General features: G+C 72.2%; 7 protein-coding genes. All 7 read left to right on the top strand.

All coding sequences use genetic code 11. The features are described 5' to 3' along the window. Window positions 1-792, top strand: a 792-nt coding sequence (locus GT030_RS01760) for a DUF3152 domain-containing protein (RefSeq protein WP_161199489.1), incomplete at its 5' end; no start/stop codon positions are given. Between the two features lie 81 nt (window positions 793-873). Next, window positions 874-969: an Ms4533A family Cys-rich leader peptide gene (locus GT030_RS37275; protein ID WP_341866572.1), complete on the top strand. Its 96-nt coding sequence runs from the start codon at window positions 874-876 to the stop codon at window positions 967-969. A 183-nt stretch (window positions 970-1,152) separates the two neighbouring features. Then, a complete protein-coding gene (locus GT030_RS01765) occupies window positions 1,153-2,865 on the top strand; it encodes an ABC transporter substrate-binding protein (RefSeq protein WP_161199490.1) in 1,713 nt (570 codons plus the stop codon). A gap of 4 nt (window positions 2,866-2,869) precedes the next feature. Beyond that, on the top strand, window positions 2,870-3,865 hold the full coding sequence (locus GT030_RS01770; protein ID WP_161199491.1) for an ABC transporter permease: 996 nt from the start codon (window positions 2,870-2,872) through the stop codon (window positions 3,863-3,865). Further along, entirely contained in the window at window positions 3,862-4,860 is a 999-nt protein-coding gene (locus GT030_RS01775; RefSeq protein WP_135789688.1) for an ABC transporter permease, read from the top strand. Before GT030_RS01770 ends, GT030_RS01775 begins: the two co-directional genes overlap by 4 nt. Further along, entirely contained in the window at window positions 4,857-6,452 is a 1,596-nt protein-coding gene (locus GT030_RS01780) for an ABC transporter ATP-binding protein (protein WP_161199492.1), read from the top strand. Before GT030_RS01775 ends, GT030_RS01780 begins: the two co-directional genes overlap by 4 nt. A gap of 202 nt (window positions 6,453-6,654) precedes the next feature. Further along, window positions 6,655-7,437, top strand: a 783-nt coding sequence (locus GT030_RS01785; RefSeq protein ID WP_161199493.1) for a DUF3492 domain-containing protein, incomplete at its 3' end; no start/stop codon positions are given.

Here is a 7,437-nt window from a genome sequence, read left to right on the forward strand (position 1 = left end):
CGGCACGGCGGCAGGGGGCGGGCCTTCACCGGGGTCGCGGCCGCCGCCGTGACCACCGTGCTCGCCGTCGTCGTCGCCGGCCAGGTGGCCGACGGCCGCGCCCAGGGCGAGTCGCGGGCCCAGACCACGGGAGGCGGCCTGCCGCCCGCCGCCCAGGCCGTGCCCTCCAGCGCGCCGAGCGCCGTTCCGCTGACGTACGCCCAGAAGATGGGCCGGCTCTATCCCCTGGGGGCGACCCTCAAGGGTTCCGGCAAGTTCGACACCGTGCCCGGCTCGGCCAAGGCGCCCGGCAAGGGCCCGAAGATGACCTACCGGGTCGACGTCGAGCAGGGGCTCGGCCTGGACGGCGCGCTGTTCGCCGACGCCGTGCAGCGCACCCTCAACGACGACCGGAGCTGGGCGCACGGCGGTCAGCGCACCTTCGAGCGGGTCTCCACCGGCAAGCCGGACTTCGTGATCACGCTGGCCAGCCCCGGCACGACCGCCGAGTGGTGCGCCAAGTCGGGCCTGGACACCACCGAGGACAACGTCTCCTGCGACTCGGCGGCCACCGAGCGCGTGATGATCAACGCTTACCGCTGGGCGCAGGGCAGTGTCACCTACGGGGACGCCAAGATCCACGCCTACCGCCAGATGCTGATCAACCACGAGGTCGGCCACCGGCTCGGGCACGGGCACGTCACCTGCCAGAAGGACGGCTCGATCGCCCCGGTGATGCAGCAGCAGACCAAGTTCCTCGACCACGACGGAATCCACTGCCTGCCCAACGCCTGGCCGTACCCCAAGAGTTGACGCAGAAGCAACCGCAGGAGTTGACGGGAGCCGACTCATGTCACATTGACATGAGTCGCAACTTCGTTCATATTTCTGCGCATGTGGTCCCGTCACTCCGTCTTCCGCAGCGCCGCCATCGAGCTGGCGCTCATCGGTGTGACCGCCCTCTGCGTGGCCGACATCGACTGTCGCTGACGCCGCCTTCCTGGCGTCCGCGTCGATGCGTGCCCTTTTCACCCTGCCGCCCGTGAGCTTCCTCGCGGGATCTCTCGACGACTGACGCCGGGGCCGGCACCTGTCCGCAGGTGTCTCATTCCTCGTCCCCATGTCTCACCCCTCGGACAGTCCGGGGGGTCCCCCGAGAGGTCGTCATTTCCGATGCGTCAATCGTCCGTCATAGCGCGCCGCGTGGCAGCGGCATCCGTCGGCCTGGTCGTGGCAGCGGGCGCCGCCGCCTGCGGCCCTGAGGACAACGATGCCAAGGGCGCCGGTGGCGACTCCACGCCCCACAAGGGCGGCACCCTCACCGTGCTGAACGCCGAGGCCCAGACCGACTTCGACCCGGCCCGCCTCTACACCTCCGGCGGCGGCAACGTCCCCTCGCTGGTCTTCCGCACCCTCACCACGCGCAACCGCGAGAACGGCGCCGAGGGCGCCAAGGTGGTCCCCGACCTCGCCACCGACACCGGCCGCCCCAACAAGGACGCGACCGTGTGGACGTACACCCTGAAGAAGGGGCTGAAGTACGAGGACGGGACGCCGATCACCTCGGCCGACATCAAGTACGGCATCGAGCGGTCCTTCGCCCCCGAACTCTCCGGTGGCGCGCCCTACCTGCGGGACTGGCTGAGCGGCGCCGCCGACTACCAGGGGCCGTACAAGGACAAGAAGGGCCTCTCCGCGATCGCGACGCCGGACGCGCGCACGATCGTCTTCCATCTGAACAAGCCCGAGGGCGAGTTCCCCTTCCTCGCCACCCAGACGCAGTTCACCCCGGTGCCGAAGAGCAAGGACACCGGCACCAAGTACGAGCAGCACCCGGTCTCCTCGGGGCCGTACCGGGTGGTCAGGAACCAGAACGACGGCGAGCGTGTGCTGCTGGAGCGCAATCCGCACTGGAGCGGTGACGACGAGCGCAAGGCGTACCCGGACAGGGTCGACGTGCGCTCCGGGCTCGACTCCTCCGTCATCAACCAGCGGCTCGCCGCCTCCCAGGGCGCCGACAAGGCCGCCGTCACCACCGACACCAACCTCGGCCCGGCCGAACTCGCCCGCGTCAGCGGCGACAAGAGCCTCGCCGCCCGCGTGGGCACCGGCCACTTCGGTTACACGAACTACATCGCCTTCAACCCGAAGGTGAAGCCGTTCGACGACCCCAAGGTGCGCCAGGCGATCTCGTACGCCGTCGACCGCTCCTCGGTGATCAACGCGGCCGGCGGTTCCGCGCTCGCCGAGCCGGCCACCACCTTCCTGCCCGACCAGAAGTCCTTCGGGTACACCCCGCACGACCTGTTCCCGGCGGGCAAGTCCGGCAACGCGGCCAAGGCGAAGGAGCTGCTGAAGGAGGCCGGGCACCCGGGCGGGCTGACCGTCACCCTCACGCATTCCAACAGCAAGGACTTCGAGACCAGCCCGGAGATCGCCACCGCCCTCCAGGACGCCCTGAAGAAGGCCGGGATCACGGTCAGGCTCCAGGGTCTGGAGGACAACGACTACCGGGACAAGATCCACAGCATCAAGACCGAGCCCGGCTTCTTCCTCGCCCACTGGGGTGCCGACTGGCCCTCCGGCGGTCCCTTCCTCGCCCCGATCTTCGACGGCCGCCAGATCGTCAAGGACGGCGCCAACTTCAACACCGGTCTGCTGGACGACAAGTCGGTCAACACCGAGATCGACGCCATCAACAAGCTGACCGACCTGAACGCGGCCGCCGCCCGCTGGGGCGCGCTGGACAAGAAGATCGCCGGACAGGCCCTCGTCGTCCCGCTGTTCCACCCCGTCTACAAGCGCCTGTACGGCTCGGACGTCAAGAACATCGTGATCAGCGACTGGACCGGTGTGCTGGACATCTCCCAGGTCGCGGTGAAGTGACCCGGTGAGCGAAGCACTCGTCGCCGTCGAGGCCGCCGGGGCGGACATCACCGCCCCGGCGGCCTCGGGGGCCCGTCAGTTCTGGCGGCGGCTGCGCGCGCAGCGGGCCGCCCTGGTCGCCGCGGCCGTCGTCGCGCTCCTCGTCCTGGTCGCGCTCGCCGCGCCACTGCTCACCGCCCTCGAGGGCCAGGACCCCACCACGTACCACCCCGGCCTCGTCGACTCCGCGCGCGGCGGCGTGCCCATCGGGTCGCTCGGCGGGATGAGTGCCGAGCACTGGCTGGGCGTCGAACCGCAGACCGGCCGCGACCTGTTCGCCCGGCTGGTGGTGGGCGCCCGCGTCTCGCTGGGCGTCGCCTTCGCGGCCACCCTCATCCAGGTGCTCATCGGCGTCACCGTCGGTGTGGCCGCCGCCACGGGCAGCCGGTGGCTGGACCAGATCCTCAGCCGGATCACCGACATCATCGTGGCCCTGCCGCTCATGATCATGGCGCTGGCGCTGCTGGCCATCGTGCCCGCGAGCTTCCCCCGCCCGGTGCTGGTCGCGCTCGTCATCGGGCTGATCGCCTGGGGCAACGTCGCCAAGATCGTGCGCGCCCAGACCCTCACCCTCAAGGGGCTCGATCACGTGGCCGCCGCCCGGCTCAGCGGATGGGGCGCCGTACGGGTGGCCCGCCGCGAGCTGCTGCCCGGCCTCGCCGCGCCCGTCATCACCTACGCCGCGCTGCTGGTGCCCACCAACATCTCCGCCGAGGCGGCCCTGTCCTTCCTCGGCGTCGGGGTGAAGCCGCCGACGCCGTCGTGGGGACAGATGATCACCGCCGCCGACGTCTGGTACCAGGCCGCGCCGCAGTATCTGCTGTTCCCGGCCGGCGCCCTGTTCACCACCGTGCTCGCCCTCACCGTCCTCGGCGACGGCGTGCGCACCGCACTCGACCCCCGCGCCGCCTCCCGGCTGCGCATCGGCACCGGCCGCGCCCGGAAGGAGGACGCCGCGTGAACGGCTTCGGCGGTTTCCTGCTGCGCCGCGCGGCGGGCACGCTCATCACCCTGCTCGCCGTCTCGGTCCTCGTCTACGTGGTCTTCTACGCCACCCCCGGCAACGTCGCCCAGATCACCTGCGGCCCGCGCTGCTCCCCGGAGCAGGTGCACCAGGTCGCCGCCCAGCTCCGGCTCGACGACCCGCTCTACCTGCGCTACTTCCACTTCCTCCAAGGGCTGTTCGTCGGCCAGGACTACTCCACCGGCACCTCGGTCGAGCACTGCGCGGCGCCCTGCCTCGGGCTCTCCTACCAGAGCGACCAGCAGGTGCTCACGCTGCTGCTGGCCAAGCTGCCGGTCAGCCTCTCGCTGGTGGCCGGCGCGATGGTGCTCTGGCTGGTCATCGGCGTCGGCACCGGCGTCCTCTCCGCCTGGCGGCGCGGCCGGCTCTCCGAGCGGGTGCTCACCGTGCTGACCCTGGCCGGCTGGGCCACGCCCGTGTTCGTGCTCGGTCTGGTGCTGATGATCGTGGTCTGCGGCGAACTCCAACTGCTGCCGTTCCCGCAGTACGTGCGCTTCGGCGACGACCCCGAGCAGTGGGCGTGGAACCTGCTGCTGCCCTGGCTGTCGCTGGCCCTGATCGAGGCGGCCGCGTTCGCCCGGCTCACCCGCTCGGCCATGCTGGAGACCCTCGCCGAGGACCACATCCGCACCTTCCGCGCCTACGGCGTCGGCGAGCGGGCCATCGTCGGACGGCACGCCCTGCGCGGCGCGCTCGCCCCCGTGATCGCGCTCAACGCCAACAACGTCGGCTCCGCCATCGGCGGCGCGGTCCTCACCGAGACGCTGTTCGGGCTGCCCGGCATCGGCCAGGAGCTGGTGCACGCGGTCAAGGTCGTGGACCTGCCGGTGGTCGTCGGCATGGTCCTGGTCGTCGCCTTCTTCGTCGTCATCGCCAACGCCGTCGCGGACGTCCTGTACGCGCTGGCCGACCGCCGGGTGGTCCTCGCATGAGCCTGGTCGAAGTCACCGATCTCACCGTGGAGTTCGGCGCCCTGCGCGCCGTGGACGGACTCTCCTTCACGCTGGAGAAGGGGGTGGCGCTGGCCCTGGTGGGCGAGTCCGGCTCCGGCAAGTCCACCGTCGCCGGCGCCCTGCTGGGCCTGCACCGGGACACCGGGGCACGGGTCGGCGGCTCGGTCCTGGTGGCCGGCACCGACGTGACCGCCGCCTCCGACGCCGAGCTGCGCGGGCTGCGCGGGGCCAAGGCCGCCATGGTCTTCCAGGACCCGCTGTCCTCCCTCGACCCGTACTACGCGGTGGGCGACCAGATCGCCGAGGTGTACCGCGTCCACACCCGCAGCACCCGGCGGGCCGCACGCGCGCGTGCCGTCGAGGTGCTGGACCGGGTCGGCATCCCGGACGCGGCCCGGCGGGCCCGGTCCCGGCCGCACGAGTTCAGCGGGGGCATGCGCCAACGCGCCCTGATCGCCATGGCGTTGGCGTGTGAACCCGAGCTGCTCATCGCGGACGAGCCGACCACCGCGCTCGATGTCACCGTGCAGGCCCAGATCCTGGACCTGCTGCACACCCTGCGCCAGGAGAACGGGCTCGGCCTGCTGCTCGTCACCCATGACGTGGGCGTCGCCGCCGAGAGCGCCGACGACGTGCTCGTGATGCGGCACGGCCGAGCGGTCGAACACGGGCCGCTGCGCCAGGTGCTGGCCGCACCCGAGCAGCCGTACACCCGCGACCTCCTCGCCGCCGTACCGCGCGTGGACGAACCCCGTCCCGCGTCCGCCGAGGAGGCGGGGGAGACGGTGCTCGAAGCGGCCGGGCTGAGAAAGGAGTTCGGGCGCGGGCGGGGGGCGTTCACCGCCGTGGACGACGTCTCGCTGACCCTGCGCCGGGGCGAGACCCTGGGGATCGTGGGGGAGAGCGGCAGCGGCAAGACCACCCTGGGCCGCATGCTGGTCGGGCTGCTGGAGCCCACCTCGGGCACCATCCGGTACGACGGACGCGCGCACAGCGGGGTCGACCCGTCCGTGCAGATGGTGTTCCAGGACCCGGCGTCCTCCCTCAACCCCCGCCGGACGGTGGGCGAGTCGATCGCCGACCCGCTGCGCGCCAAGGGCGAGAGGGACGACAAGGCCGTACGGGAGCGGGTGACCGGACTGCTGGAGCGGGTCGGTCTCGAAGCGGCCCACCACGACCGCTACCCGCACGAGTTCAGCGGCGGCCAGCGCCAGCGCATCGGCATCGCGCGGGCCCTCGCCGCCGACCCGCGCGTCATCGTCTGCGACGAACCGGTCTCCGCGCTGGACGTCACCACCCAGGCCCAAGTGGTCGCGCTGCTGGACGAGTTGCGCCGGGAACTCGGCCTCGCGCTCGTCTTCGTCGCGCATGATCTCGCCGTGGTCCGCCAGGTCAGCGACCGGGTCGCCGTCATGCGCCGGGGACAGGTCGTGGAGACCGGCCCCGCCGACGAGGTGTACGAGAACCCGCGCGACCCGTACACCCGCCAACTCCTGGCCGCCGTACCGGCGCTGGACCCGGAGGTCGCCGCACGGCGCCGGGCGGCCCGGCGGGAGCCCGCTCCGGCGTAACGTTTCGCGTGCGGAACGTCACCACACGATCTCTTAGCGTGTCGGAACGCGGTTCGCCCGCGAAAGTTACGACCGTTCACCCCTTTTGGTGGCGCGACGGACAACCGTCCGCCGCGCCACCGCCCTCTCCGCATACGTTCGTCCCGCTGCGAGCCGCCGGGACGACGGCGGCTCCCACACACGGGAGATCGGGGGTGCACGCGTGCGCATCGGACTGCTTACCGAGGGTGGCTATCCGTATGTCGGCGGTGACACCGGGCTCTGGTGCGACCGGCTCGTGCGCGGGCTCGGGCAGCACGAGTTCGACGTCTACGCGCTGAAGAGCGGCCGGCAGCAGGAGGACGACGGCTGGGTGCCGATCCCGCCGCAGGTCAGGCGGGTGCGCACCGCCCGGCCGTGGGCGGCCGGGGACGACGGCGCCCCGCTGGGCCGCCGCGCCCGCAGGCGATTCGCCGAGCACTACGGCGAGCTGCTCGGCGCGGTCTGCGCCCCGCAGGAGGGCTCCGCCGCCGACGTGGCGGACCGTTTCGGCAACGCGCTGTACAGCCTCGCCGAACTCGCCCGCGACACCGGCGCCCTGACCGGAGCCCTCCGCTCCGACCACGCAGTGACCGCCCTGGAACGCGCCTGCCGCGCCCCCGGCGCGCCGCGCGCGGCGCACGAGGCGCGCGTCCCCGACCTGCTGGCCGTCACCGACCACCTCGCCCGCGCGCTGTGCCCCCTCTCCCTCGACTGGTACGGCGAGGACGCCCTCGCCGCCGTCGACCTCTGCCACGCCACCTCCGGCGGCTCCGCCGCCCTGCCCGGCCTGCTCGCCCGGCACTTCTCCGGCGTGCCCCTGCTGGTCACCGAGTACGGCGTCCAGCTCCGCGCGCACTACCTCGCGCTCGGCCCCGGCAGCGCCGCCCCCGCCGTCCGCGCGCTGCTCGCCGCCTTCCGCGGACGGCTCGCCGCCGAGGTCTACCGGCGCGCCGAGGTCCTCACC

This window comes from Streptomyces sp. SID1328, assembly GCF_009865595.1.
GTDB lineage: Bacteria > Actinomycetota > Actinomycetes > Streptomycetales > Streptomycetaceae > Streptomyces > Streptomyces griseoluteus.

Coding starts and splice junctions, on each gene's coding strand:
- GT030_RS01780 (WP_161199492.1), top strand. CDS start 4,857: ATGAGCCTGGTCGAAGTCACCGATCTCACCGTGGAGTTCGGCGCCCTG.
- GT030_RS01765 (WP_161199490.1), top strand. CDS start 1,153: ATGCGTCAATCGTCCGTCATAGCGCGCCGCGTGGCAGCGGCATCCGTC.
- GT030_RS37275 (WP_341866572.1), top strand. CDS start 874: ATGTGGTCCCGTCACTCCGTCTTCCGCAGCGCCGCCATCGAGCTGGCG.